At 69.1% G+C, this 25900-nt stretch carries 22 protein-coding genes; 11 read left to right on the top strand and 11 right to left on the bottom strand.

The window, feature by feature from the left end:
• Positions 1–2 precede the first annotated feature (2 nt).
• Positions 3–1445, bottom strand: coding sequence for a leucyl aminopeptidase (locus ACMGDM_RS12980; RefSeq protein ID WP_436804537.1), 1443 nt, complete (start codon positions 1443–1445; stop codon positions 3–5).
• 146 nt (positions 1446–1591) lie between these two features.
• Here ACMGDM_RS12980 and ACMGDM_RS12975 point away from each other — a divergent pair, with 146 nt between their 5' ends.
• From ACMGDM_RS12975 to rsmA, 4 genes are all read left to right on the top strand, one after another.
• Positions 1592–3859 carry an LPS-assembly protein LptD gene (locus ACMGDM_RS12975; protein ID WP_436804536.1) on the top strand — a complete coding sequence of 756 codons (2268 nt, stop codon included), beginning with the start codon at positions 1592–1594 and terminating at the stop codon, positions 3857–3859.
• A gap of 113 nt (positions 3860–3972) precedes the next feature.
• A complete protein-coding gene (locus tag ACMGDM_RS12970; RefSeq protein ID WP_436804535.1) occupies positions 3973–5352 on the top strand; it encodes a peptidylprolyl isomerase in 1380 nt (459 codons plus the stop codon).
• Positions 5353–5361: 9 nt separating this feature from the next.
• Positions 5362–6363, top strand: a complete 1002-nt coding sequence (pdxA, locus tag ACMGDM_RS12965) for a 4-hydroxythreonine-4-phosphate dehydrogenase PdxA (protein WP_436804534.1) — start codon at positions 5362–5364, stop codon at positions 6361–6363.
• Positions 6360–7208, top strand: coding sequence for a 16S rRNA (adenine(1518)-N(6)/adenine(1519)-N(6))-dimethyltransferase RsmA (gene rsmA, locus ACMGDM_RS12960; protein WP_436804533.1), 849 nt, complete (start codon positions 6360–6362; stop codon positions 7206–7208). The genes pdxA and rsmA overlap by 4 nt, the downstream gene beginning before the upstream one ends.
• Positions 7209–7403: 195 nt before the next feature.
• Here the strand turns inward: rsmA and greA are convergent, their stop codons facing one another.
• From greA to carA, 3 genes are all read right to left on the bottom strand, one after another.
• The gene (greA, locus tag ACMGDM_RS12955; RefSeq protein ID WP_436804532.1) at positions 7404–7880 is read right to left on the bottom strand and encodes a transcription elongation factor GreA; all 477 of its coding nucleotides are present in this window, start codon (positions 7878–7880) and stop codon (positions 7404–7406) included.
• Between the two features lie 75 nt (positions 7881–7955).
• Positions 7956–11300, bottom strand: a complete 3345-nt coding sequence (gene carB / locus ACMGDM_RS12950) for a carbamoyl-phosphate synthase large subunit (protein WP_436804531.1) — start codon at positions 11298–11300, stop codon at positions 7956–7958.
• A gap of 80 nt (positions 11301–11380) precedes the next feature.
• Entirely contained in the window at positions 11381–12553 is a 1173-nt protein-coding gene (gene carA, locus ACMGDM_RS12945; RefSeq protein ID WP_436804530.1) for a glutamine-hydrolyzing carbamoyl-phosphate synthase small subunit, read from the bottom strand.
• Between the two features lie 95 nt (positions 12554–12648).
• Here carA and ACMGDM_RS12940 point away from each other — a divergent pair, with 95 nt between their 5' ends.
• From ACMGDM_RS12940 to ACMGDM_RS12920, 5 genes are all read left to right on the top strand, one after another.
• Complete coding sequence (locus ACMGDM_RS12940; RefSeq protein WP_436804529.1) at positions 12649–13104, top strand: GatB/YqeY domain-containing protein; 456 nt, start codon at positions 12649–12651, stop codon at positions 13102–13104.
• A 285-nt stretch (positions 13105–13389) separates the two neighbouring features.
• On the top strand, positions 13390–15285 hold the full coding sequence (gene dnaG / locus ACMGDM_RS12935; RefSeq protein ID WP_436804528.1) for a DNA primase: 1896 nt from the start codon (positions 13390–13392) through the stop codon (positions 15283–15285).
• Positions 15285–17321, top strand: a complete 2037-nt coding sequence (gene rpoD / locus ACMGDM_RS12930; protein WP_436804527.1) for an RNA polymerase sigma factor RpoD — start codon at positions 15285–15287, stop codon at positions 17319–17321. Before dnaG ends, rpoD begins: the two co-directional genes overlap by 1 nt.
• 127 nt (positions 17322–17448) lie before the next feature.
• Positions 17449–18333 carry a nitrogen regulation protein NR(II) gene (locus tag ACMGDM_RS12925; RefSeq protein WP_436804526.1) on the top strand — a complete coding sequence of 295 codons (885 nt, stop codon included), beginning with the start codon at positions 17449–17451 and terminating at the stop codon, positions 18331–18333.
• A gap of 75 nt (positions 18334–18408) precedes the next feature.
• Positions 18409–19065, top strand: a complete 657-nt coding sequence (locus ACMGDM_RS12920) for a DUF6975 family protein (protein WP_436804525.1) — start codon at positions 18409–18411, stop codon at positions 19063–19065.
• Positions 19066–19074: 9 nt separating this feature from the next.
• On the opposite strand, the gene ACMGDM_RS12915 is transcribed toward ACMGDM_RS12920, so the two are convergent.
• The 4 genes from ACMGDM_RS12915 to ACMGDM_RS12900 all read right to left on the bottom strand — a co-directional run bounded on the left by ACMGDM_RS12915 (position 19075) and on the right by ACMGDM_RS12900 (position 21626).
• The gene (locus ACMGDM_RS12915) at positions 19075–19779 is read right to left on the bottom strand and encodes a ribonuclease T2 family protein (protein WP_436804524.1); all 705 of its coding nucleotides are present in this window, start codon (positions 19777–19779) and stop codon (positions 19075–19077) included.
• Entirely contained in the window at positions 19776–20216 is a 441-nt protein-coding gene (locus tag ACMGDM_RS12910) for a hypothetical protein (protein WP_436804523.1), read from the bottom strand. Before ACMGDM_RS12910 ends, ACMGDM_RS12915 begins: the two co-directional genes overlap by 4 nt.
• Positions 20217–20298: 82 nt before the next feature.
• Positions 20299–21144, bottom strand: coding sequence for a carboxylating nicotinate-nucleotide diphosphorylase (gene nadC, locus ACMGDM_RS12905; protein WP_436804522.1), 846 nt, complete (start codon positions 21142–21144; stop codon positions 20299–20301).
• Positions 21141–21626, bottom strand: coding sequence for an SH3 domain-containing protein (locus ACMGDM_RS12900; RefSeq protein ID WP_436804834.1), 486 nt, complete (start codon positions 21624–21626; stop codon positions 21141–21143). Before ACMGDM_RS12900 ends, nadC begins: the two co-directional genes overlap by 4 nt.
• 99 nt (positions 21627–21725) lie before the next feature.
• Between ACMGDM_RS12900 and ACMGDM_RS12895 the strand changes: the two genes are divergently transcribed.
• On the top strand, positions 21726–22724 hold the full coding sequence (locus ACMGDM_RS12895) for a 2-hydroxyacid dehydrogenase (RefSeq protein WP_436804521.1): 999 nt from the start codon (positions 21726–21728) through the stop codon (positions 22722–22724).
• A gap of 343 nt (positions 22725–23067) precedes the next feature.
• On the opposite strand, the gene ACMGDM_RS12890 is transcribed toward ACMGDM_RS12895, so the two are convergent.
• Complete coding sequence (locus tag ACMGDM_RS12890; protein WP_436804520.1) at positions 23068–23244, bottom strand: hypothetical protein; 177 nt, start codon at positions 23242–23244, stop codon at positions 23068–23070.
• Between the two features lie 168 nt (positions 23245–23412).
• On the opposite strand from ACMGDM_RS12890, the gene ACMGDM_RS12885 reads away from it, so the two are divergent.
• Entirely contained in the window at positions 23413–23604 is a 192-nt protein-coding gene (locus tag ACMGDM_RS12885; protein ID WP_436804519.1) for a hypothetical protein, read from the top strand.
• 359 nt (positions 23605–23963) lie between these two features.
• Here the strand turns inward: ACMGDM_RS12885 and ACMGDM_RS12880 are convergent, their stop codons facing one another.
• Together ACMGDM_RS12880 and ACMGDM_RS12875 are read right to left on the bottom strand one after the other, a co-directional pair.
• Positions 23964–24422, bottom strand: a complete 459-nt coding sequence (locus ACMGDM_RS12880) for a hypothetical protein (protein WP_436804518.1) — start codon at positions 24420–24422, stop codon at positions 23964–23966.
• Between the two features lie 8 nt (positions 24423–24430).
• The gene (locus ACMGDM_RS12875) at positions 24431–25834 is read right to left on the bottom strand and encodes an NAD(P)H-dependent flavin oxidoreductase (RefSeq protein ID WP_436804517.1); all 1404 of its coding nucleotides are present in this window, start codon (positions 25832–25834) and stop codon (positions 24431–24433) included.
• Positions 25835–25900 lie beyond the last annotated feature (66 nt).

The following is a 25900-nucleotide window of genomic DNA, read 5'->3' as shown; positions in this document are numbered from 1 at the left end:
GCTCACGGCTCGCAGGAGTCCGCGACGAAGCGGTCGAGCACGCGCACGCCATAGCCGGTCGCGCCCTTTGCCCAGGTCGGCCCGTCCTTGTCGGCCCAGACCATGCCCGCGATATCGAGGTGCGCCCAGGCCACCCCGGTATCGACGAAACGTTGCAGGAACTGCGCCGCGGTGATCGAACCCGCGCCGCGCGGACCGACATTCTTCACGTCCGCGATCGGCGAGTCGATCAGTCGGTCATAGGCATCGGCCAACGGGAAGCGCCACAGCTGGTCACCCGAGGCGCGCCCGGCGGCGAGCAGCTGGTCGGCGAGCGCGTCGTCGTTGGAGAAGAGGCCACCATATTCATTGCCGAGGCTGACGATCATCGCGCCGGTGAGCGTAGCGAGATCGACGATCCGTGCCGGCTTGTGCTCGCGCTGTACCCAGGTGAGGCAGTCACACAGAACCAGCCGCCCCTCCGCGTCGGTGTTGATCACCTCCACGGTCTGGCCCGACATCGTCGTGACCACATCCCCGGGGCGCTGCGCATTGCCGTCGGGCATGTTCTCGACCAGGCCCATGACGCCGATCACGTTCGCCTTCGCGCCGCGTCGGGCGAGCGCCAGCATCGCGCCGGCGACCGCCGCAGCGCCCCCCATGTCCCACTTCATGTCCTCCATCCCGGCGGACGGCTTGATCGAAATGCCGCCGGTGTCGAACGTCACGCCCTTGCCGACCAGCGCAGTGAGCGGCGCCGCCTCGCCCGCCCCGCTCCAGCGCAGCGCGAGAATGCGCGCCTCGCGGGTCGAGCCCTGGCTGACGCCGAGCAGCGCGCCCATGCCGAGCTGGCGCATGTCGTCCTCGGTGAGCACGGCCACGTCCAGTCCCAGCCCGTCGACAGCGGCGAGCACGCGCTCGACGAACGTCTCGGGGTAGAGGATGTTGGGCGGCAGCGTCGCGAGCAATCGCGCCAAAGCGACGCCCGCGGTGACGGCGTCGCGGTCGGCCCAGGCCGAGTCGCTGCCCACGACGGTGAGCGCGGTCAGCGTCGGCTTCTGCTTGTCCGACAGCTTGGTGCGATATTCGTCGAAGCGCCACGCGCGCTGCGCCGCGCCGGCCGCGAAGCGCGCGGCGGCGATCGGGGCGGCGCCGCTGAGATCGGCCACTGCTGCGGTTACGCCGCTGGTCAGCAGCCGGGCGGTCAGCGCACCGCCGGCGCGCTCATAAGCGGCGTCGTCACCCGCGCCGACGCCGAGCAGCAGCACGCGCCGCGCCCCGTCGGCATGCGGCACGAACAGCTCGGTGACGCTGCCAGCCTCGCCTTCGAACCGCTGCCCGCTCGCCGCCGCGGCGAGAAGCGCGTCCGCGCCCTCCACCAGCCCGGCGGTGGCGCCGCCCTTCTGCACCGGCAGCGCCAACACCGCGCTCGTCTCGGGTCGGGTGGCGGCGAACGCGATCTTCATGCGGCTGTCCTTCTCAGTCATCATCTGCTGAATAGGGCCGAGCGCGCGAACTGGCAAAGCGTTGCAGCGACGCGTGCGCGATGCGATAGGGCGCCGTTGCGCCGTCGCCATCCCGGCAGCGCGCGCGGGGGTGCAACGGAAGCGACGTGACGCGTAATGAACTTCTCGCCGGCGGCGCGCTGTGGCTGCTCGCCGCCGCGCCGGCCGCGGCGCAGGCGCCGGTGCCGACCCCCGCCCGGCCGTCGCCCTTGGCGCCGACGAACTCCCCCGCGACCGCTGCGTCGCCGGCAGCCAGCTCTCAAGGCGAGAACGAGCAGGTGCAGTTCAGCGCCAACGGGCTGGAGTATGACACCGAGGCGGACGTGGTCACCGCCACCGGCGAGGTGCGGATGACCCGCGGCGGCGACCGGCTGCGCGCCGAGCGTGTGGTGTGGAACCGCAAGACCGGCAAAGTGATCGCCACGGGTAACGTCGCGGTGACCGACCCGGAAGGCGACACTGCGTACGGCGACTCCATCGAGCTGACCGATACGCTGCGCGACGGCGTGGTCGACAATCTGCTGGTCGTGCTCGAACAGGGTGGGCGTCTCGCGGCAGTGCGCGGCACGCGCCAGCCCGACGGCGTCTACAATCTCGATCGCGCCGTCTACTCGCCATGCGCGGTGACCAACTCGGACGGCTGTCCGAAGGAACCGGCGTGGAAGATCACTGCGGTCAAGGTGACCTATGACGCGGATCGTCAGCGAGTCTCTTACGAAGGCGCGCGCTTCCACCTGTTCGGGCTGACCAGCCCCGCGCTGCCGCGCTTCAGCCACTCGATCGCGCAGAGCAATGACAGCGGCCTGCTCACCCCGTCCTTCGGGCTGACCAGGCTGAACGGCGCCGAGCTGGTGCTGCCGTTCAATTTCGCGCTCGGACCAAATCGCTCGCTCGTCATCGCGCCGCATCTGTTCTCGTCCGAGGTGCCGATGCTCGAGGCGCGCTACAGCGCGGTGAACGAGCTCGGCGCCTATTCGATCGCGGGCTATGCCACCAGCAGCCGGCGCAGCGACGATCTCTCGAGCGGCTTCACCTCGGATACGACGCGCGCCTTCCGCGGCTATCTCGACGGCAGCGGGCGCTTCCAGCTCGATCCGAACTGGAGCATCTCGGGCTCGATGCGGATCGTCACTGATCGCACCTTCCTGCGCCGCTACGACATCTCCAACGATGACCGGCTGCGCACCACCATCGCGCTCGAGCGGATCGACGCGAACAGCTATTTCTCGCTTGCAGGCTGGGCAGTGCAGACGCTGCGGGTCGGCGACCGCCAGGGCATGCAGCCGGTGGCGCTGCCCGAGATGGACTATCGCCGCCGTATCAACGACGGCATGCTCGGCGGCGTGCTCCAGCTCCAGCTTAACACGCTCGCGGTCGGACGCAGGGCGGGCCAGGACACGCAGCGCGCCTTCGCCAGCGCGCGTTGGGACTGGCGCGGCGTCACCGTCATGGGCCAGGAGGTGACGCTCAGCGCCTATGCGCGCGGCGACGCGTACAATTCGAACGACACGGTCGCCACCGCCGTCGATCAGTATCGCGGGATCGACGGGTTCCAGACGCGCGCGATCGGCGCGCTCGCGGCGGACGTGCGCTGGCCCTTCGTCGGCGAGCTGTTCGGCGGGCTGCAACGCTTCTCACCGCGGGTCCAGGTGGTCGCCACGCCGCGTACGCGCAACATCCAGGTCCCGAACGAGGACGCTCGCGCGGTCGACCTTGAGGACTCTAACCTCTTCGCCCTCAACCGCTTTCCCGGCTACGACCGGTGGGAGGACTCGAGTCGCGTGACCTACGGCGCGGACTGGTCGCTCGATCTTCCCGGCGTCGCCATCACCACCAACGTCGGCCAAAGCTACCGCCTCAATTCACGGCCGAGCATCCTGCCCGATGGTACTGGCCTGTCGGATCGGTTCTCCGACATCGTCGGGCGTACCAACGTGCGCATCGGCGAGTTCGTCACGCTCACCCACCGCTACCGGCTCGACAAGAGCAATCTCGCGGTGCGCCGCAACGAGCTCGACGCGACCGTTGGCTCGCGTCGCACCTACGCGACGGTCGGCTATCTCCGCCTCAACCGCGACATCACCGAACTCGAGGATTTGCAGGACCGCGAGGAAGTCCGCGCCGGCGGTCGCGTCGCCTTTGCGCGCTTCTGGTCGTTATGGGGCTCAGCCGTGGTGGACCTCACTGACCGAGCCGAGGACCCGCTGTCGCAGGCCGACGGCTTCACGCCAATCCGGCATCGGCTCGGCCTGGCCTATCAGGACGATTGTCTCGATCTTGGCGTGACGTGGCGGCGCGACTATCGCACCGTTGGCGATGCCCGGCGCGGCGACAGCTATCTCTTGACGCTTTCCTTCAAGAACCTCGGCCGCTAAGCCCCTGTTCAGTTCGCTTCGGGCAGATCAAGGTCGCGTGCGGCCGCTGTCCGGGAGCCGTGATGGAAGCGATCGACGTGCGGCGACGCGATAGGGATTTCGAGACACACGTGATGACCAAGACGATGGGTGCGGTGCTGACCCGCCGGGTACTGGCGGCGCTGCTGATGGTCGGGACCGCGGGCGTGGCGATCGCGCAGACCGCGGCCGACCAGGATGCTCCCGAGCAGGGGGGGCTCGCCAGCGATCCGACCGGGCTCGGCCTGCCTGCCAATCTCCAGGTGTTCGGCAACGTCGATCCGAACGTCCGCAAGGCAACCGCGATCGTCAACGATACGGTGATCACGCGAACCGACGTCGACCAGCGCGTCGCACTGATTGCCGCGGCCAACAACGTCAAGCTCTCCGATCAGGAGCGCGACCGCCTCCAGCTCCAGGTGCTGCGCCAGCTGATCGACGAGACGCTCGAGATCCAGCAGGCCAAGACGGCGGACGTGACGATCACCAAAGACCAGATTGACCAGAGCTTCGCGCGCGTCTCGCGCAATTTCGGCAAGACGCCCGAGCAGTTCGCCGCTTTCTTACGCGAGAGCGGCTCGTCGGACCGTTCGATCCGTCGCCAGATCGAGGGTGAGCTGGCGTGGAGCCGCTACCTCAGCAAGCGGGTCGAGCCGTTCGTCAACGTCGGCGACGAGGAGGTGAAGGCCATCCTGGATCGGCTTGAAGCAGCCAAGGGCACCGAGGAGTTTCACCTCAACGAAATCTATCTTGCCGCCACGCCCGATCGGCAGGAGCAGGTGTTCAACAACGCACGCCAGCTGATCGCCGAGATCGGCCAGGGCAAGGCGCCGTTCGCTTATTTCGCGCGCAATTTCTCCGAGGCCTCGACGCGCGGCGTCGGCGGCGATCTCGGCTGGGTCCGCACCGCGCAGCTGCCCGACGCGCTGGCGCAGGCGGCCACGACGATGCAGGTCGGCCAGGTCGCCGGGCCGGTGGCGACGCCGGGCGGCTTCTCGATCCTCTACCTGGTCGACAAGCGTCGTGTGGGCAGCGCCGACCCGCGCGACGCGCGCCTCAGCCTCAAGCAGATGACGATCAAGTTCCCGGCCAACACCACCCAGGCACAGGCGACCGCGCGCACCTCCGCCTTCGCCGAGGCGATCCAGAAGCTGCAGGGCTGCGGCTCGGTGGACAAGGTGGCCGGCACGCTCAACGCGGAGGTGGTCAACAATGACGCGATCCGCGTCCGGGATCTGCCGCCGCAGCTCCAGACGATCATGATTAACCTCCAGGTCGGGCAAGCGACACCGCCGTTCGGCTCGCCGACCGAGGGCGTGCGCACATTGGTGCTCTGCGGACGCGACGAGGTGCAAGGCGGGCAGCTGCCGGGCGCGCAGCAGGTGCAGAACCAGCTCGAGCAGCAGCGCGTCAATCTCCGCGCCCAGCAGGCGCTGCGCGATCTTCGCCGCGACGCGGTGATCGAGTATCGCTGAGGTACGGCCGTGACCGCGCCGATCGTCATCGCCATGGGAGATCCCGCCGGGATCGGCCCGGAGACGATCGCCAAGGCCTGGGCCGCGCGTGAGGTGCATGCGCTGCCGCCGTTCGTCGCGGTCGGCGACGAGCGCGCGGTGGCGCGCGTGTGGGACGGTCCGATCGCGCCGATCAGCGATCTTGCCGCGGTCGAACGGGTCTACCCCGGCGCGCTGCCGGTGCTCACCGTACAGGACGCCGGCGAGATCGTCCCCGGCCAGCCCGATGCCGACGGTGCGCGCTGCGCGCTGCACGCGCTCGAACTCGCCGCCGGTCTGGTACGCTCGGGCGCGGGGCGGGCACTGGTCACCGGCCCGGTCTCCAAGGCGCAGCTCTACGGTGTCGGTTTCACCCATCCCGGCCAGACCGAGTTCGTCGCCGAGCGCTGCGGGATCGCGCGCGACAATGCGGTGATGATGCTTGCCGGACCGGACCTGCGCGTGGTGCCGATCACGACACATGTGGCGCTCGCCTCGGTGTCGGGGCTGCTAAGCGTCGAGCTGATTGTCGCCAAGGCGCGCGTGACGGCGCGCGGGCTGACGCGCAACTTCGGGATCGATGCCCCGCGGCTCGCCTTCGCGGGCTTCAACCCGCATGCGGGGGAGGAAGGCACGATGGGGCGGGAGGAGATCGACATCATTCGCCCCGCCATCGAGCAACTCGTCGCCGAGGGGATCGACGCGCGCGGCCCCTACCCCGCCGACACCATGTTCCACGCGCGGGCCCGCGAACAATATGACGCGGCGCTGTGCTGCTACCACGACCAGGCGCTCGTGCCGCTCAAGACGCTCCACTTCGACGACGGCGTCAATATAACGCTAGGGCTGCCGATCGTTCGCACCTCGCCCGATCACGGCACCGCCTTCGGCATCGCCGGCAAGGGCGTGGCGCATCCCGGCGCCACGATCGCCGCGATCGCGATGGCGGATGCCGCAGCCCGGCAGCGCGCGCGCTGCGCCACCGCGGCGTGAGCGAGACGCCCGCGTCGGTGGCGCTGCCACCGCTGCGCGACGTCATCGCGCGTTATGGCCTCAATGCGTCCAAGGCATTGGGACAGAACTTCCTGTTCGATTCGCAGCTGCTCGCACGCATTGCGCGCGTGCCGGGCGAGCTCACCGGGACCGAGGTGCTGGAGGTCGGCCCGGGCCCCGGCGGGCTCACACGGGCGCTGCTCGCCGCGGGGGCGCGGGTCACCGCGATCGAGCGTGACCGCCGCTGCATCCCCGCGCTCGCCGAGCTGGGCGCGGCCTATCCGGGGCAGCTCAACGTGATCGAGGGCGACGCCACGGAGATCGACGCGAGCGCGCTCTTCAGGACCGCGCCGCACATCGTTTCCAACCTGCCCTATAATGTCGGCACCGCGCTGCTGGTCGGTTGGCTCTCGGCCGAGTGGCAGCCGTGGTGGCAGTCGCTCACGCTGATGTTCCAGCGCGAGGTGGCGGAGCGGATCGTCGCGCCGGTCGGCGGCGACGCTTACGGCCGGCTGGCGGTGCTGGCGCAGTGGCGCGCGAGCGCGCGGATCGCGATGCCCGTGCACCGCTCGGCCTTCACCCCACCGCCCAAGGTGATGTCGGCTGTGGTCCATATCGTGCCGGAGAAAGCGCCTACCGGCGTGCGGCTGGCGACGCTGGAGCGGCTCACCGCGGCGGCATTCGGGCAGCGGCGCAAGATGCTGCGGCAGAGCCTGCGCGGCGTGCCCGGCGCGATCGCCGCGGTCGAGGCGGAGGGCATCGACCCGACCCGGCGTGCGGAGACGGTCAGCGTTGCGGAGTTCATCGCGGTGGCGCGGCGGCTGGATGATGAACGGTACGGCTGAGCGCCGGAGGCGAGCCACTCACAGATAGCGGCTGTCACCCCACAGTAGCTGCCACCCCGGCGAAAGCCGGGGTCCAGTCGGGGACGGGACCGGACTGCACCAAGACCTTCCCACCTGGGCCCCGGCCTCCGCCGGGGCAACAAGAGGCGTCGCTTCCTCAGCCGAAGGTCAGTGCGGCCCCGGCCTCGACGTGCGTCAGATGAACTCGATCTTCGACACTACATAGTAGCGGTCGCCCGCGGGCACTGAGACCTCCACCTCGTCCTCGACACTGCGCCCGATCAGCGCGCGGCCAAGCGGCGAATTGTAGCTGATCCGGCCGGTCTTGGCGTCCGCCTCGGTCTGGCCGACGATCTGATACCGTACGGGCTTGTCGTCCTCGTCGATCAACGTGACAGTGGCGCCGAACACGATCTTGTCGCCCGACAAATCGCGCGGATCGATGATCTGCGCGCGGCTGAGCTTGTCCTCGATGTCGGCGATCGACGCCTCGATCTGACCCTGACGCTCCTTCGCGGCGTGATATTCCGCGTTTTCCGACAGGTCGCCGTGCGCGCGGGCTTCCTCGATCGCGTCGACGATCTGCGGCCGCTCGGTCTTGAGGCGCTTGAGATCAGCGTTCAGCTTCTCATAGCCCTCCTGCAGCATCGGCATCTTCTCGACCGTCGCCATCGTCCATCCTTCGAAAAACACCCACCGAGCGGTCGCGTCGTCGCGACCGCCCGCACCATCCGGATTGTATGGGGATCAGTTGTGCGGCTGCGAATAATAGGCCTGCAGCGGACGCACTTCAAGCTTGCTCCCGGAATTGCCGGCGACGCCGGCGCCAATCGCGGCGGCCGCCTGCACCGCCGCCGAGGCGGTGGTGAAATAGGGGATCTTGCCGTTCACTGCCGAGGCGCGGATCGGCTGCGAGTCCTTGAGGCTTTGCCATCCCTCGGTGGTATTGAAGATCAAGTCGATCTTGCCGTCCTTGATGCGGTCGACGATGTGTGGCCGCCCCTGCGCCACCTTGTTGATCCGCTCTACCGGCAGCCCGGCGCGCTCGAGATGGTCCGCCGTGCCCGCGGTGGCGACGATGGCGAAGCCGGCCTCGACCAAGGTGCGCACCGCCGGGACGATCGCCTCCTTGTCGCCCTGCTTCACGCTGACGAACACCGCGCCCCCGCTGGGCAGTATCGTGCCCGCGCCGAGCTGTGACTTGGCGAAGGCGGTGGTGAAGTCGCGGTCGATCCCCATCACCTCGCCGGTGCTCTTCATCTCGGGCGACAGCACCGGGTCGATTCCGGGAAAGCGGCTGAACGGGAACACCGCCTCCTTCACCGCGAAATAGTCGATATCGCGGTTGATCCTTGGCAGGTCGGCGAGCTTCTCGCCCGCCATCACGCGCGCCGCGATCTTGGCGATCGGCGCCCCGATCGCCTTGGCGACGAACGGCACGGTGCGGCTGGCGCGCGGGTTGACCTCGATGAGATAGACCAGCCCGTCCTTGACCGCGAACTGGATGTTCATCAGCCCGCGCACGGAGAGGCCGTGGGCGAGCGCCTCGGCCTGGCGCTCGATCTCGGCGACGATCTCCGGCGCGAGCGAATAGGGCGGGATTGAGCAGGCGCTGTCGCCCGAGTGGACCCCAGCCTCCTCGATATGCTGGAGCACGCCCGCGACCACGACCTGCTCGCCGTCGCAGATCGCGTCGACGTCGACCTCGACCGCGTCGCGCAGATACTGGTCGATCAGCACCGGCGCGTCGCCCGACACCTGCACCGCGGTCTGGATGTAGTCTTCGAGCTGCTGGTCGCTGTCGACGATCTCCATCGCGCGGCCGCCGAGCACGTAGCTCGGCCGCATCAGCACGGGATAGCCGATGCGGTTGGCGACGTTGAGCGCCTCCTCGCGGCTGCGCGCGATGCCGTTGGCGGGCTGGAGCAATTTGAGCCGGTTGACGAGCGCGGCGAAGCGCTCGCGGTCCTCGGCCAGATCGATCGCGTCGGGCGAGGTGCCGAGGATCGGGATGCCTGCCTGCTCCAGCGCGCGCGCGAGGTTGAGCGGGGTCTGGCCGCCGAACTGGACGATCACGCCGACCAGCTCGCCCGACTGCTGCTCGACGTGCAGGATCTCGAGCACATCTTCCGCGGTCAGCGGCTCGAAATAGAGACGGTCCGAGGTGTCATAGTCGGTGCTCACCGTCTCCGGGTTGCAGTTGACCATGATCGTCTCATAGCCCTGGTCGGCCAGCGCGAAACAGGCGTGGCAACAGCAATAGTCGAACTCGATCCCCTGCCCGATCCGGTTCGGTCCGCCGCCCAGGATCACGATCTTGCGCCGGTCGCTCGGCTGCGCCTCGTTCTCGGGCTCGCCGAACATCGGCGCCTCGTAGGTCGAGTACATATACGGCGTCTTGGCCTCGAACTCCGCGGCGCAGGTGTCGATGCGCTTGAACACCGGCCGCACGCCGAGCTTCACACGGTGCTGGCGCACCTCCGCCTCGGTGACGCCGCCGGTCATCGCCTTGACGGCCTCATGGATCAGCCCCGAGCCGCGCGCGATGCCACGCTCCATGCCGCGCAGGTTGGCCGACTGGAGCGCGAGCCAGGCGAGGCGCTTGTCGGAGAAGCCCATCGCCTTGAGCCGGCGCATGCCGGGCGCGTCGATCGGCAGGCCGTCCGCCATGACCTCGGCCTCGGCGGCGACGATCTCGGCGATCCGCTCGAGGAACCAGGGGTCGTACTTGGCGATGGCGTGCACCTCGGCGACGGTGAAGCCCTCGCGCAGCGCCTGAGCGGCGACCAGCAGCCGGTCGGGCGTCGGCGCCGCGAGCGCGGCCTCGATCTCGGCGCGCGGCGCGCCGACGAGCCGCTCGACCTGATCGAAGCCCGACAGGCCGGTCTCCAGCCCCCGCAGCGCCTTCTGCACCGATTCGTGGATGTTGCGCCCGATCGCCATGACCTCGCCGACCGACTTCATCGCGGTGCCCAGCGTCGCCTGCGCGCCCTTGAACTTCTCGAAGGCGAAGCGCGGGATCTTGGTGACGACATAGTCGATCGTCGGCTCGAACGAGGCCGGCGTGGCGCCGGTGATGTCGTTCTCGATCTCGTCGAGCGTATAGCCGACCGCCAGCTTGGCGGCGACCTTGGCGATGGGGAAGCCGGTCGCCTTGCTCGCCAGTGCCGAGGAGCGCGACACGCGCGGGTTCATCTCGATGACGATGAGGCGCCCGTCCTTCGGGTTGACCGCGAACTGGACGTTGGAGCCGCCGGTCTCGACGCCGATCTCGCGCAGCACCGCAATACTGGCGTTGCGCATGATCTGATATTCCTTGTCGGTCAGCGTCAGCGCCGGCGCGACCGTGATGGAATCGCCGGTGTGGACGCCCATCGGATCGATGTTCTCGATCGAGCAGATGATGATGCAATTGTCCGCGCGGTCGCGGACCACCTCCATCTCATATTCCTTCCAGCCGAGCAGCGACTCCTCGATCAGCACCTCGGTGGTGGGCGAGGCGTCGAGCCCCTTGCGAACGATCTCGAGGAACTCCTCGCGATTATAGGCGGCGCCGCCGCCCGTCCCGCCGAGCGTAAAGCTGGGGCGGATGATCGCGGGCAGCCCGACCTTGTCGAGCCCGGCGAGCGCCTCGGCCTCGGTATGCGCGATATGGCTGCGCGCGCTCTCCAGCCCGATCTTGTCCATCGCGTCGCGGAACTTGAGCCGGTCCTCGGCCTTGTCGATCGCCTCGGCATCGGCGCCGATCATCTGGACGCCATATTTCTCCAGCGTGCCGTCGCGGAACAGCGCCAGCGCGGTGTTGAGCGCGGTCTGCCCGCCCATGGTCGGGAGCACCGCGTCGGGGCGTTCCTTGGCGATGATCGTGGCGACCACCTCGGGGGTGATCGGCTCGACATAGGTGGCGTCGGCCAGCTCGGGATCGGTCATGATCGTCGCCGGGTTCGAATTGACCAGGACGATGCGATAGCCCTCTTCCTTGAGCGCCTTGATTGCCTGCGTGCCGGAATAATCGAACTCGCACGCCTGGCCGATGATGATCGGCCCCGCGCCGATGACGAGGATCGAGGAGATGTCGGTGCGTTTGGGCATGCGTCAGGTCCTGCCTTCAAGGCTTCTTTGTTTCGGGCAAGGGCACCGCCGCTCGCCCGCTATGTCGTCGCGGCGCTGCGTCAGGCCGGGCGGAGCGCCGCGACGAACCGCTCGAACAGATAGAGGCTGTCCTGCGGGCCCGGGCTCGCCTCAGGGTGATATTGCACGCTGAACGCGGGCCGGTCGGTCAGCTCGAGCCCGGCGTTGCTGCCGTCGAACAACGAAACGTGCGTCTCGCGCGCGTTGGCGGGCAACGTCTCGCGCTCGACCGCGAAGCCGTGGTTCATGCTGGTGATCTCGACCGCGCCGTCGCTGAGCCGCTTGACCGGGTGGTTGGCGCCGCGATGGCCCTGGAACATCTTGGTCGTCCGCGCCCCCACCGCCAGCGCGAGCAGCTGGTGGCCGAGGCAGATGCCGAACAGCGGCTTGCCGGTGTCGAGCAGCTGGCGGATCACCGGCACGGCGTACGCGCCCGTCGCGGCGGGGTCGCCGGGGCCGTTGGAGAGGAAGATGCCGTCGGGCGCGAGCGCCATGATCTCGTCGAAGGTCGCGGTCGCTGGCACCACGGACACCTTCGCCCCGGCCTGAACCAAGTTACGGAAGATGTTGAACTTGCTGCCGTAATCCACTGCGACCACGTGCGGCCGCGCACCCTCGCCGGCACCGTCATAGCCGAAGCCGAGCCGCCAGATGCCGCCTTCCCAGATGCCGTGCGTCTCGCGCGTCACGTCCTTGGCGAGGTCCATCCCCTCCAGCCCGGGCCAGCCGCGCGCCAGCTTGAGCAGCAGGTCGAGGTCGAACTGCCCGTCGGGCGCATGCGCCACCACGCCGGTCGGCGCGCCACCGCCGCGGATGCGGCGCGTCAGTGCGCGCGTGTCCACGCCCGCCAGCCCGATGCGCGCGTGCCGTTCCATCCAGCCGGCGAGATTCTCCATCGCGCGGAAGTTGCTCGGCGCGGTCGGGTCCTCGCGCACGATCATGCCGAGCGCGTGCGGGTTGTCGGCCTCGACGTCGTCGGGATTGGCCCCGACGTTGCCGATGTGCGGGAAGGTGAAGGTGATGATCTGACCGGCGAAGCTCGGGTCGGTCATGATCTCCTGGTAACCCGTCATGGCGGTGTGGAAGCACACCTCGCCCACCGCCTGGCCGGTCGCCCCGAAGCCGCGGCCCCACGCCACCTCGCCGCTGGCGAGGACGAGGACGCCCGTCGCTCCATCCGGTCTGGGCGCGTGCGGAAACGTGGCGTCGGCCATGGCAGGCGGGCACTCCTTGTGTGGGTCGGCAATGTCGCTAAGCCCCGCCCGCTAGAGACGCGCGCCGGACGCGTCAATCGGTTAAGGACACGGGTATGATTCGGGACGACATCAAGGCCGCGCAGATCGCGGCGATGAAGGCGGGCGACAAGGAGGCGCGCGCCACCATCGGGCTGATCCAGGCGGCGGTGAAGAATCGCGATATCGAGCTGCGCACCGGCGCCGCACCGGCGGACGACGACGCGGTCGTGGTCGAGGTGCTGCAGAAAATGGTCAAGCAGCGTCGCGAGTCGATCGCCATGTACGAGCAGGGCGGCCGCCCCGAGCTGGCGGCGGCGGAGCAGGCCGAGGTAGCGGTGATCGAGCGCTTCCTGCCGCAGCAGATGAGCGAGGACGAGACCCGCGCCGCGATCGAGTCGATCAAGGCCGAGCTGGGCGCGGGCGGCATGAAGGACATGGGCCGGGTGATGGCCGAGCTGAAGGCACGCCACGCCAGCACGCTCGACATGAGCAAGGCGAGCGCGCTGGTGAAGGCGGCGCTGGCGGGGTGAGCTCGCGGGCGGGATGAGGCTTGACGTGGGGCGCGGACGGACGGAGGCGCGGAGGGGTTCGAGCGCTTCGCCCCTGCCTCTCTCCGTCATCCCGGACTTGTTCCGGGATCCACCGTGCCGCACTTCCGGACAGCGTTGCTCTCGCGGAACAGTGGATCCCGGAACAAGTCCGGGATGACGGTAGGAGGTGTTCCGCTGTGACGACCGGACGGGTGAAAACACCCCGTCCCACTGCGACACGTTGCCCCCCGCGCGATCGCGCGCCATAAGGGGTATAATGCACCGGTGAGTCTCACCCCCGCCTTCCTCGACGAGCTGCGCGCGCGCACCTCGCTCACCGCGCTGGTCGGCAAGACGGTCAAGCTCACCCGCGCCGGGCGCGAGTCGAAGGGCTGCTGCCCCTTCCACAACGAGAAGACGCCCAGCTTCTACGTCAACGACGACAAGGGCTTCTATCACTGCTTCGGCTGCTCGGCGCACGGTGACGCGATCCGCTGGCTGACCGACCACCAGGGCCTGCCCTTCATCGACGCGGTCAAGGAACTCGCCGCGGCGGCCGGGATGGAGATGCCCGCGCAGGACCGCCACTCCGCCGAACGCGCCGAGCGCGCCAAGTCGCTCCACGACGTGATGCAGGCGGCGGCCGACTTCTTTACCCAGCAGCTCGGCGGCAGCGAGGGCGTCGCGGCGCGCGCGTTGCTCGATCAGCGCGGCGTGAGCGCGACGACGCAGCGCAGCTTCGGTTTCGGCTATGCACCCGACTCGCGCACCCGGCTCCGCGCCGCGCTCAAGGATTTCGGCGACCCCATGCTGATCGAGGCGGGGCTGCTGATCCAGGTCGAGGGCAAGGAGCCCTATGACCGGTTTCGCGGCCGGCTGATGATCCCGATCCGCGACCCGCGCGGGCGCGTCATCGCCTTCGGCGGGCGTATCATCGGCGAGGGCGAGCCCAAGTACCTCAATTCGCCCGACACCCCGCTCTTCGACAAGGGCCGCACTCTCTACAATCTCGACCGCGCCGCCGCGGCCGCGCGCAAGGCCGAGCGGCTGTTCGTGGTCGAGGGCTATATGGACGCGGTTGCGCTGGCGCAGCGCGGCATCGGCGAGGCGGTGGCGCCGCTCGGCACCGCGCTGACCGAGGCGCAGCTCGAGCGGCTGTGGCGCGTCGTCGACGTGCCCTATGTCTGCCTCGACGGCGACGCGGCCGGGCAGAAGGCCGCGATCCGCGCGGCGCAACGCGCGCTGCCGCTGCTGGCGCCGGGGCGCAGCCTCGCCTTCGTCACCCTGCCCGAGGGACAGGATCCCGACGACCTGATGCGCGCGCAGGGGCCGGGCGCGTTCGAGCCGCTGGTGCGCACGGCGCAGCCGCTGGTCGACCGGCTGTGGCAGCACGAGCTCGCCGCCGAGCCGCTGACCACGCCCGAGCAGCGCGCCGGCTTCAAACGCCGGCTCGGCGATCTCGTGCAGACGATCACCGATCCGAGCGTCCGCGCCGAATATCAGGCCGAGTTCCGCCACCGCTTCGACGAGCAGTTCGCACGCAACCGCCAGCCATTCCAGCAGCGCACGCCCTTCTATCCGATGGCGCAGCGCCGACCCGGGCAGAAGTGGACGCCCCCGCCCCCGCCCGTCACCGAGGACGCCAAGCGCATCGGTGCCGCGGGCGGGATCGATCGCGTGCTCGCCAAGGCGGTGCTCGCCGGGCTGATCCGCCACCCCGCCGAGATCGCGCGGCACATGGAGGTGCTCGGCGGATTGCGCCTCGCCGATGGTGCGCTCGGGCGCCTGTTCGAGGCCGTGGTCGATGTCGCGCTCGAGGATCGTCGCGGTGATCCGCTTGATAGCGGTCGGCTCGTCACCATATTGGCGACGTCCGGTTTCGAAACGGTCGCGCATGACCTCTTGAGAGCCGATACGATGCCCTATTCGTTCACGCGCGCCGGCGCTGACGAGAAGCAGGCGCGCGACGACCTTGACGAGGCGATCGCGATCCTGGTCGCCCGGCCGGAGGTGGATGCGGCGCTGGCGGAAGCAACTTCCGCGATGAAGGCGCGCTTCACCACCGAGGCTTTCGAACGGCAAGTGGCATTGGTGAACGAACAACGTGCGCTGGATGAGCGGCTTGCAAATCTGGTGCAGGCAAACGAAGACGCCCGCGCGCTTGGACTTGAGGACGATTGATGGCGAAGATGAACGGTGGCGGTGGTGACGAGGGCGCGGAAGTGGCCGATGCTCCGCTGATCGATCTCAACGACGCGAGCGTCAAGAAGCTGATCGCGCGCGCCAAGAAGCGCGGCTATATCACCTACGACCAGCTCAACGAGGCGCTGCCGCAGGACCAGATGTCGTCCGACCAGCTCGAGGACGTGATGTCCGCGCTCAACGAGATGGGCGTGAACATCGTCGAGAACGAGGAAGCGGGTGAAGACGGCGAGCCGGAGGAACGCGCCGACGACGACGAGGCCGAGCCGGTCGACAACGAGTCCGATTCCGATGGTACCGCGCCCGCCCCGGAGGCGAAGAAGAAAGAGACGATCGACCGCACCGACGATCCGGTGCGCATGTACCTGCGCGAGATGGGCGCGGTGGAGCTGCTCAGCCGCGAGGGCGAGATCGCGATCGCCAAGCGCATCGAGGCCGGGCGCGACACGATGATCCTCGGGCTGTGCGAGAGCCCGATCACCTTCAACGCGATCATCGACTGGTCGACCGCGCTCAACGAGGGGACGATGCAATTGCGCGAGATCGTCGATCTCGATGCGATGCTGTCCAAGGGTCCGTCGGCCGAGCAGGTCGAGGGCGCCGAGGACGACAGCGGCGAGATCAGCGAGTCGAGCGCCGGCCCGTCGTTCAAGGAGGAGGAGGAGCCGGAGGAGGCGTCCGCCGACGACGAGGACGACATGACCGAGCGTCGCGCGCCGCGGCCGTCCGACGATGAGGAAGAGGACAACACGCTCAGCCTCGCGCAGATGGAGGAGACGCTCAAGCCGCTTGCGCTCGAGAAGTTCGCCAACATCACCGCGATCTACCGCAACTTCTCCAAGATGCAGGAGAGCCGGCTGGAGGCGATGGCGTCGGGCGCGGAGCTGTCCGACGCGCAGGAGCGCAAGTACCAGAAGTTGCGCGAGGACCTCACCGCCGAGGTGGAGAGCGTGCAGTTCCACCAAAGCAAGATCGAGTATCTTGTCGACCAGCTCTACAGCTACAACAGACGCCTGACCGCGCTGGGCGGGCAGATGCTGCGGCTGGCCGAGCGGCACAAGGTGAACCGCAAAGACTTCCTCGACCAATATATGGGTCACGAGCTCGACGAGAGCTTCCTCGACGCGGTGCGCGGGCGTGACAAGAAGTGGGCTGCCTTTGCCACCAACGAGGCGCCCGCGATCGATCGCATCCGCACCGAGATCAGCGAGATCAGCCAGCAGACCGGCATGGCGCTCGCCGAGTTTCGTCGCATCGTCAACATGGTGCAGAAGGGCGAGCGTGAGGCGCGGATCGCCAAGAAGGAGATGGTCGAGGCCAATCTGCGCCTGGTGATCTCGATTGCCAAGAAATACACCAACCGCGGCCTGCAGTTCCTGGATCTCATCCAGGAGGGCAATATCGGGCTGATGAAGGCGGTCGATAAATTCGAGTATCGCCGCGGCTATAAGTTCAGCACGTATGCGACGTGGTGGATCCGCCAGGCGATCACCCGCTCGATCGCGGACCAGGCGCGCACGATCCGCATCCCGGTCCATATGATCGAGACGATCAACAAGCTGGTTCGTACCAGCCGCCAGTTCCTCCACGAGCAGGGCCGCGAGCCCACGCCCGAGGAGATGGCGGAGCGCCTGAGCATGCCGCTCGAGAAGGTGCGCAAGGTGATGAAGATCGCCAAGGAGCCGATCAGCCTCGAGACGCCGATCGGCGACGAGGAGGATTCGCACCTCGGCGACTTCATCGAGGACAAGAATGCGGTGATCCCGGTCGACGCCGCGATTCAGGCGAACCTCAAGGAGACGGTGACCCGCGTGCTCGCTTCACTCACCCCACGTGAGGAGCGCGTGCTGCGCATGCGCTTCGGCATCGGCATGAACACCGATCATACGCTGGAGGAGGTCGGCCAGCAGTTTTCGGTGACACGCGAGCGCATTCGCCAGATCGAGGCCAAGGCGCTGCGCAAACTCAAGCACCCGAGCCGCAGCCGTAAGATGCGCAGCTTCCTCGACCAGTAGGACCGGGGCGGACGGGGCCGATCCGTCCGCTGCCATGCCGGTTCAATCGGGGCCGAGATGGCCCTAGTTGATCACGATCAGGCATCGGGCGCTTTACAATGAAGCGCCTGATGTCAGTTAGTTACCTATGAGTAACCGGAGCACGACTCGCTCGCCTGAACGTCTTCAGGTCACCGCGTCCACGCTGGTTCGCCATTTCGGCGAGTGGCAGGAGCGGGCCGCGCGCGCGCCAGTCTATGTGCTCCATCACGGGCGCCCGCGGCTGGTGCTTCTCGGGGTCGATCTGCTCGCCGGGATGGCCGCGCCGGCTGCCGAGGCTCGACCAGAACCGCTGCTCGCTCCGCTGCTTGACGCGATCGATCTTCCGCTGGTGCTGCTTGGCGAGCGCGGCGCGATCGAGCATGCCAATAGCGCCGCGCGCGCGCGCTTCGGCGAACAGGTCGCCCCCGGCGCCGCGATCGCCGAGCTGTCGCGGCGCGATGGCGAAACGCTGGTCGCGGCGGTGCACCGCGTCCTCGCCGGTGCCGAGCGCGAGCGTGTCGCGTTGGTGCCCGACCGCTTTCCCGGTCGCACCCTCGATATCATGGTCGAGCCACTTCCCCGCGGCTGCCTGCTCCGCGTCGAGGATGCCACCGCGGGGGCGGAGGCGCGCGCCACCACGGCGGAGCGCGACGCGATCATCGCGGCGCTGGAAGGCGCCGGGAACGTGGCGGTCGCGCGAGTGAGCCTGCGCGGCACCCTGCTCGCGCCGCGTGCGGCACTGGCCGCGCTGGTCGGGCGGACCACGGAAGAGCTCGCGAACGAACGCTTCCTCGCTCTCATCGCCCGCGCGGATCGCGCCGCAGTCGGCGATTCGCTCGAACGCGCCAGCGGCGGCATCGGCAACGCGGTTGATGCGGCGCTCGCGACCGGTAATGGCGAACCGCTCGATGTCGGGCTTAGTTTCTGGCCGATCCGGGTCGCTGGGCGGGTCGAAGAGGTCGCCGTCGCGCTGGTCCGACGCACCCCGTAAACCACGCCTTTACGTCGATTTGGTAGTTCGCACCGCGCGGCCAGAGCGTTGCCGCGGCGACGGTGGAGGCAATTGATGGCGGACGCGAGCGAGCGCGCGGACCCTGGCGTGGGCGAGTTGATCCGCGCGATGGTGGCGCGCGATGGCACCGCCGCCTCGCGCCACGCGCAGGCGCTCACCGCGCCAGCCGCGCCGCTGCGCGATCTTGCCGATGCGATCCACGCTTTGTGTGTCGTCCACGGCACCTTCCCCGGCCTGGTGGATCATGCCACCGCACAGGGGGTCGACACGCTTGCTCCCGCCTGGATGGCCCGCGCCGCGACCGCGATGGCGAGGGAGCGCGCGCTGCTGGTGCGGCTGGCCGCGGCGGTCGGACCGCTGCCGTCCACGCCTGGTCAGGCGAGCGCGGCCGCGGCGATCCTCCAGCAGCGCGACACGCTCGCGCTGCTCGCGCGCTCGGAGCGGATCGGCTGCGCGGCCGGCGCGGCGCTCGCCCTCGTGCTCGACTGGTCAGCGATCCGCCGGCTGCTCGATGGTTGCGGCGTACGGCTCGGTGAGCCCGTGGCAGCAAGGTTCGACCTCGATTGCGACGAGGTGGTGGCGACGCTCGACACCTTGATGCTGCCACCCGCGCGGGTGCGTGCGCTCACCTTCGGAGCGGAGCAACTTCTGTCCCAGCATCGCGGCCTATGGCAGCTGCTTGAGGCGCGCGTCGCCGCGCGCAACGGCTGACCGCCCGACTCAGCCGGTCCAGATACGCAGCCGCGTGCCGGGCTGAACCCCGCCCTGATGCGCCGGGCAGCGCGTGTAGCGAAAGCGCCGGTCGAGGCAGAGCCAGATTTCGTCGAGCCAGCCCTGCCGGGTCGTGGTGATCCGCATCATCTCCGGTCGCAGTGCCGGGTTGGCGCGCGCGATGGCGGTGGCGAGCGCGCCGGCGGTCAGGGGCGTGCGCGCCAGCGCGGCCATGTCGGGGAAGCGCAGCTGGCGGTACATCGCATTTGACTGGTCGAAATAGCGCTCGGGCGAGTAACCCGGCATGCAGGTGCCATGCTTCGCCCATTCATGTTGCAGCAGCTGCGCCGAAGGGGTGGCGCAGAGATGATGGCGCAGCACCGACTGCGGCAGGATCCCGGTGGCGCGGCAATATTGTGGCCACACTTTCCCCTCGCCATCGGGCCAGAGACCATGAAGGACGAACCCGAAGCGCTGACCCGAGCCGCATTGGAACTGCGCGTCACGGTCCCCGCCGTGATCGCGGCAATATTGCGGGCTCCACGTCAACGCGAGCGTGTAGCTGCCGATCGCGACGCGGCGCGCCGGCTGGCTCGCACTCGGCACGTCCGGCCGGGGTGCGGACACCGCGTCGGGCACCGCGCAGGACAGCGCCTGCGCGCCCGCGCTTCCCGGCAACGCGACCAGCGCCGCCGCGACCCACCAGCGTCTCATGCCACCTCCTCGCGATCGTCGCCGGGTTGTGCCGCCTGCTCGCCCAACCCGAACCACGCCAGCGCGTCCGCGGCGAACAACTGGGTCACTGCGGCCAGCTCGAGGCCGACCCGCAACAGTCCGAGCAGGCTGGTCGTCGCGAACGGCGCGCCGAGCAATCCGGGCAGCAGCACCAGCAGGTGGAGGACGGTCAGCGTCGCCACGATCCAGCGTACCCAGCCGAGCGCCCGCCGTGCCACCGCATACCAGGGGATCAGCGTCAACGCGACGTTGAGCGTGAAGGCGGCCGGCAGCATCCAGCCGAACGCCGCGGTGCGTGGATCGTGCGCGAGCCGCGCCGCCAGGTCACTCCAGGTCAGCCACCAGCCGAGCAACCCCAATGCGAACGAGGCCAGGTAAAGGCGCTCGAAGCGGACGATCGAGGACGGTCGCGTCACGGATACCTCATCTTGCTCGCCGCGCTCTGCCTCCGCTGCGGCAGCGACGCAAGCACCCCCTGCCCCACCGCGCCGCCCCGGCTTACGCCGGTGCGACGTCGAGCCCGATGTCGGCGGCCGGCGCGGATTGGGTGATCCGTCCGACACTGACGAAGGTTACTCCCGTCGCTCCGATGGCGCCGATCGTCTCGAGCGACACCCCACCCGACGCCTCGGTCGGCACCCGCCCGCCGACCAGCGCGACCGCCTCGCGCAGCACCGGCGGAGGCATGTTGTCGAGCAGCAGATGCGTCGCCCCCGCGGCGAGCGCCGGCGCGATCTGGTCGATGCGGTCGACCTCGACGATGATGTCGGCGATCCCGGCCGCCCTGGCGAGCGCCGCCGCCGCGCCGACCCCGCCGGCCACTGCGACGTGATTGTCCTTGATCATCGCCGCGTCCCAGAGCCCCATGCGATGGTTGCGCGCGCCGCCGGTGCGGGTGGCAAATTTTTCGAGCCGGCGCAGCCCCGGGATGGTCTTGCGGGTGTCGAGCAGCGTCGCCCCGGTGCCCGCGAGCGCGTCGACATAGCGGGCAGTGAGCGTCGCGATGCCGGACAGATGCTGGATCGTGTTGAGCGCGGACCGCTCCGCGGTGAGCACCGCGCGCGCCGCGCCGGTGACGCGCAACAGTGCGGTGCCGGCGGCCACGCGGTCACCGTCGCGGACCAGCGGATCGATCGCCGCCGCGGGGTCGAGGTGGCGGAAGAAGGCGGCGGCGAGGTCGAGCCCGCACACCGTGATCGCGTCGCGGCTGTCCATCACCGCGGTGAAGCGCGCCGTCGCCGGGATCACCGCCGCGGACGTGATGTCGCCCGCTGCGCCCAGATCCTCGGCCAGCGTCGCGTCGACGAAGGCGGCAGTGTCGAAACCGTCGAGCACGAACGTCACGGCAGCACCTCTCCCGGAGCGACGCCCCACAATCGCTCGGTCTGGACATACCCTGCCTGTCCGTGGACATCGAACCGGCACCAGCCGTTGCCGCACTGGCTCAATCGCCCGACCACCCCAGGCTGGGCCCGCCACAGCACGTGCGGTCCGCCCGGACGGTCGCGCAGCTCGGCGGGTTCGCCGCCGGTGACGATCGCGGTGCGGGTGTGGCTCACCAAGGTAGCGAGCATCCAGCCCTGCGTGCCGGCCGGATCCTCGATCTTGCGCCACTCCTTGAACACCGCGACCACCCGTACCGGCAGGTCGGCGCGGACATAGACCCAGCTCGACGGGAAGGTACGCCCGGGCCCGGTCCGCATCCGCGCGCGCGACGGGCTGAGCGAGGCGTAATAAGGCGGCTCGCGCAGGTCCGGCGCCGCCTCCGCTACCGTGCCGCACAATAATGCCGCCGCCATTGCCGCCGCCGCGGCGCCCCGTCGCACTGAGATCCCGTTGGTCACCCCCGATCTCCTATGCGGCCCTCGCGGCGTCATCAACCGTCAACCGTTGACGCCCGTGCGGGGCTGCGCCAATCCGGACGCATGGCCGATCCGCGTCGCTGCGCCCACCCTAAGGTGACCGTCACGCGCGAGCTGCCCGCGGTGGTCATGGAGCGGCTCGAGCAATTGTTCGACGCGACCAACAACCGTGGCGACCGTCCGCTGACGCGTGACCAGCTCGCCGCGGCAATGGCGGACAGCGACGTGCTGGTCCCCGCGGTGACCGATACGATCGACGCGGCGCTGATCGCCGGAGCCGGCGAGCGGCTCCGGCTGATCGCCAATTTCGGCGCCGGGGTGAACCATATTGACCTGCGCGCGGCCCGCGCACGCGGCATCCTCGTCACCAACACGCCCGGCGTGCTCACCGAGGATACCGCGGACATGACGATGGCGCTGATCCTCTCGGTGCCGCGCCGCCTCGCCGAGGGCGAGAAGCTGGTGCGCTCGGGCAAGTGGGCGGGGTGGAGCCCGGGCGGGATGCTCGGCTATCGCATCGGCGGCAAGGTGCTCGGCATCGTCGGCATGGGGCGGATCGGGCAGGCGGTGGCGCGGCGCGCCCGCGCGTTCGGGCTGGCGATCCACTATCACAACCGCCATCGCCTGCCGGCCGCGATCGAGGCGGAGCTGGGGGCCGTCTGGCACGAGGCGCTCGACTCGCTCCTGGAGACGACAGACATCCTGACGATCCACACGCCGCTCAACCCCGACAGCCGCGACCTGATCGACCGGCGCCGCCTCGCGCTGCTGCGTCCGCACGTCTTCCTGATCAACGCCAGCCGCGGCGGCATCGTCGACGAGGACGCGCTGGTGGACGCGCTCGAGGCAGGGCGGCTCGCCGGCGCGGGCCTCGACGTGTGGCGCCACGAACCCGAGATCGACCCGCGGCTGCTTGCCCTGCCCAACGTGGTGATGACCCCGCACATGGGCTCGGCCACCTACGAGGGACGCGTGGCCTCGGGCGAGCGGGTGATCGCCAACATACGCAGCTGGGCGGATGGTCATCGCCCACCCGATCAGGTGCTCGAAGGCTGGGCCTGACCGGGCGCGTCGACGCGCGAATGTTGAGAAAGTTGAGACGCGCGTGTGATCGCTGACCCAGCCTCAACATTCGCGCGTATCTCACACCCGTTCCGAGATTACCCCGATAGGTAGCTGACGGGAGCCCGCTTTCGCGCGCCTTCGGGCGTCACTCGCATGTCTGCGCGGCGCGCGAGCAACGCGCGAATGTTGAGAATGTTGAGACCCGGACCGCCGCGCGCCGGATGCGAAGCGGCCGGTACCGGCGAGCGGATGAACGCGGCGTGAGACGAAGCATCCCCGCTTATCCCACACGTCCGCGCTGGTAGGACAGCGGTCGCAGCAACGTCCGCCGGCGCGCCGCTCACTCCCGCTCGCGGGCGGGGGCGCCGAGCACGAGCGCGGCGAGCAACCGACCAGTGTAGCGCAGGCAGAGCTCCTGATGCACCGCCGCGGCGGCCTCGCTGGTTGCGGCGATCGCGCGCACCGCCTCGGTGCGGGCGCGCGCGGCGTGATAATCGGCGTTGTGGTCGTGGTACATGCGCGATCTCCTCGCGGCTGTCCTCACCGACCCGCCTCTCTGCGGCATGTCGCTAATGTTGCGCGTGCGTCATCATTGTCGCGGCCGCCGGTACGCACGGGCGCGACGCGGAACCGATCGGCCCGCCTCTCATTCGAGCCGGCATCCTCCAGCGAAGAAAGTTGATCCATGCGTACGATCCTCTTGTCCTCGGTGCTCGTCGCGGGTGCGATGAGCCTTTCGGCCTGCTCGACGCTGCGCGGCGCAGCGATCGGCGGGGCCGGTGGCGCGGGTGTCGCAGCGGCGACCGGCAAGAGCGTCGAAAAGGGCGCGGCGGTCGGTGGCGTCGGCGGGGCGGTGGTCGGCACCGTCGTCGACTGATCGGTCGGTGGGTTCGCGCGATCGGCGTGTGTCGGCGTTCAGCACGCGCCGGCAGCGGGTCATGCTATTCCCGCCGGCATTCGGGTCGGTTCGGGGCCGTCCTAAGTTTGAACCCCCGCTCTTTCGTCATCCCAAACTGGTTTCGGGATCACGGTGCCTCTCAGGCTTGCGGCCTTTGCACGCGCGGGATGGTGGATCCCGGAACAAGTCCCGGATGACGGAGGTGGTGGGAGGAGGTAACGTAGAAAACAACGCGTTTCTCGTGGGTCACGTTCTGACCGAGAATCAGTTGCCTCCCGTCTGTCCTCCAGACGTTCCGCGATGGCCGGCCTAAGACACGGAGCAGGTCCGGCCCTCGATTATCCTTCACCGCCGTGCTCATCCGGCACCGCCGCAAGCAGCGCGGCCCGCGCGCGGTCCTTCTGGCGATCAAAGCGCGTGAGGATGTCTATCAGCTCGGCACGGTCCGGCACGAACACCGCGCCGAGCGACTGGCGCGTGGCGGGGCGCACCGCGCGCCATGCGCTGCCGTCAGAGACTTCCAGCCCCGCCATCAGCTCGATCGGCATCGCCGTGCCGCTGAGCCGCGCGAACGGCGCCGAGCGGAAGCGCGGGCTCGGCGAGCCGAACCCGACCGCGCCGTGCCAACGCTCGATCGCCGCCAGCGCGTCGCGCCCGCTCAGCAGCACGTCGACGTCCGCGACCGGCGTCACCACGCCGTGCAGCCGCACCGCGGCGCTGCCGATCACCCACCACGGGTCGCGCGCGTCGCGCAGCGCCACCGCCACCTCGCGAAGCGCGGCGGCGAGCGCGTCCATGGCCGGCGTCAGTCGCCCGTCAGGATGCGGTCGACGAGCTGCTGCACCGTCGGCACGAAGCCGTTCGAGTAGAAGGGGTCGCGCTTGAAATTATAGGCGGCGTGCCCGGCGAACATCAGATTCTGGTCGGTGTCGCCGCCATGCGCGATATCCTGCAGCGTCTTTTGGATGCAGAAGCTGCGCGGGTCGGCGAGCCGGCCGGTCGAGTTGGTCTCGGTGTCGGCCCAGCTCGAGAACAGGCACTGGCTGAGGCAGCCCATGCAATCTGCCTGGTCCTTGCGGATCTCGCCCTTCTCGCCCGGCGTCACGAACACCAGCGTATTGTCCGGCGTCTTGAGCGCGTCGGTGAAGCCCGCGCCGAACCATTGGCGCGCGCGCAGCAGATCGTTGCGCGTCACCCAGAAGTTCTTGCCCTTCACGCCGACGTCGAGCTGGAAGACGTGATCCCCCGCCTCCTGCGTCGAAAAGGCGATCTGCCGCTCCGACCGCGCCTCGAGCGCGCGCAGGAACGGATTGCGTACCGCGGAGGAGTAGAAACCGGTCGGCGAGAAGCGGTGCAGCAGCACCTCCCCTTCCTCGATCTCGGTCAGCTTGGCCTTCCACGCCTCGGGGATCGGGCTCTCGCGGGTGAGCAGCGGGCGCGTGCCATATTGGAAGGCGATCGTGCCGAGCTCGGGATTGTCGATCCAGTCGTTCCAGTCGCGCAGGTACCAGACGCCGCCCGCCATCACGATCGGCGTGCTGTCCGGGATGCCGCCCTCGCGCATCGTCTCGCGCAGCGCCTTCACGCGCGGGTACGGATCCTCCGGCTTGAGCGGGTCCTCCGCGTTGGACAGGCCGTTGTGACCGCCCGCGAGCCAGGGATCCTCATAGACCACTGCGGCGAGCCACTCGCTCGCCTTAGAATAAGCGCGCTTCCACAGCGCACGGAAGGCGCGGCCCGAGCTGACGATCGGCAGGTAGCTGACGTTGTACGAGGCGGCGATCTCGCTCAGCTTGTACGGCATGCCCGCGCCGCAGGTGACACCCGCGACCAGCCCGCGGGTGCGCTCCAGCACGCCGTGGAGCACGCGCGGCGCGCCGCCCATCTCCCACAGCACGTTGATGTTGATCGCGCCCTTGCCGCCCGCGATCTCCCACGCGCGCTGTACCTGCTGCACCGCGCCCTCGATCGCATAGGCGACCAGTTCCTCGTGGCGCTCGCGCCGGGTCAACGCGCGGTAGATCTGCGGGATGATCTTGCCGTCGGGATCATAGCTGTCGGCATTGACCGCCGAGACCGTGCCGATCCCGCCGGCCGCCGCCCACGCCCCGGCCGAGGCATGGTTGGTCGCGGCGACGCCCTTGCCACCTTCCACCAGCGGCCACACTTCCTGGCCTCCATAGACGATCGGCTTCAGCCCCTTGAACACGCTCTTCCCACTTCCATCACTGACGTAGCGCGCCCGTATAAAGCAATCGGGCGACAGCGCGACAAA

The sequence above is a fragment of the Sphingomonas larreae genome (assembly GCF_051400595.1).
In the GTDB taxonomy this organism is placed as follows: Bacteria; Pseudomonadota; Alphaproteobacteria; order Sphingomonadales; family Sphingomonadaceae; genus Sphingomonas.
Note: the sequence above shows the minus strand (reverse complement) of the source record. Positions and strands in the feature narration are given on the sequence as shown.